Raw genomic sequence first — 1,077 nt, 5'->3', positions numbered from 1 at the left:
CTGCGCCTGCGCATCGTTCTGCTCGGATTGGGTGGTGGTGCCCTGCTCGGCGGGAAGGTTGCGCAGGCGCTCGAGCTCTCCCTCGCCAAAACGCTGATAAGAGAACGGACTGCTGGTCCAGCCTTCGGTTTCGAGAACGCCCGGCTCCAGGCTCTGCACATTGCCGGTCAGGATCTGTCCGTTGGCGTCGGCGATCAGATAGAGGTTGGCGCCGGGCTGGCGCGAGCGGGCCTCGACTACACGGACCAACACCGGCAGACCGCCGCGTTGATAGGCGCGAGCCAGACCGAGCACCTCGTCATTGATGGTGTCCTGTGTCTGCCCGGTCAGCATGCGCGCCGACAACGAGGTCATATAGAAGACGAGCGCCACCGCGCAGAGCGCGAAGAGCAGGAGGTAGAGCGCCGAAAGCCGCGCTGCCGTTGTCTTCATGATGGCTGGCACGGAAAGAGCCATGCCGCAGCTAGCCGCTCTTCAGCATATAGCCGGCGCCGCGAACCGTATGCAGGATGGGCTTGTCGAAGCCCTTCTCGATCTTGCCGCGCAGCCGGGAGACATGGACGTCAATGACATTGGTCTGCGGATCGAAATGGTAGTCCCAGACATTTTCCAGCAGCATGGTGCGCGTTACCACCTGGCCGGCATGCCGCATCAGATATTCGAGCAATCGGAATTCACGCGGCTGCAGCGTTATCTCGCGTGACGCACGGCGGACCGAATGCGACAGCCTGTCGAGTTCGAGATCGCCGACGCGGTAGACGGTTTCGGCTTCCTTGGCGCTGGCGCGCCGGTTCAGAACCTCGACGCGGGCGAGAAGCTCGGAGAAGGCATAGGGCTTTGTCAGGTAATCGTCGCCGCCGGCGCGCAGACCCGTGACCCGGTCATCGACCTCGCCGAGCGCCGAGAGGATCAGCACCGGCGTTGTGTTGCCCCTGGACCGGAGACCGGCAATGACCGACAGGCCGTCGCGACGCGGCATCATCCTGTCGATCACCATCACGTCGTAGTCGCCGGCGTCGGCGAGCGCAAAGCCGGTTTCGCCGTCACCGGCGACATGAGCAGTGTGACCGGCCTGTC

The 1,077-nt window shown here is 64.0% G+C and carries 1 protein-coding gene and 1 pseudogene; both read right to left on the bottom strand.

Annotated features, from left to right (window positions below):
• Positions 1–456: pseudogene (locus tag EN984_RS35695) on the bottom strand (two-component sensor histidine kinase); the annotation flags it as partial.
• A gap of 7 nt (positions 457–463) precedes the next feature.
• The coding region (locus tag EN984_RS35690; protein ID WP_164765971.1) for a response regulator transcription factor at positions 464–1,077 on the bottom strand (614 nt) is incomplete at its 5' end.

It is taken from the genome of Mesorhizobium sp. M7A.F.Ca.CA.004.12.1.1 (assembly GCF_003997835.1).
Lineage (GTDB): Bacteria > Pseudomonadota > Alphaproteobacteria > Rhizobiales > Rhizobiaceae > Mesorhizobium.
The sequence above is the reverse complement of the archived record's forward strand: the minus strand, read 5'-3'. Positions and strand labels throughout refer to the sequence as shown.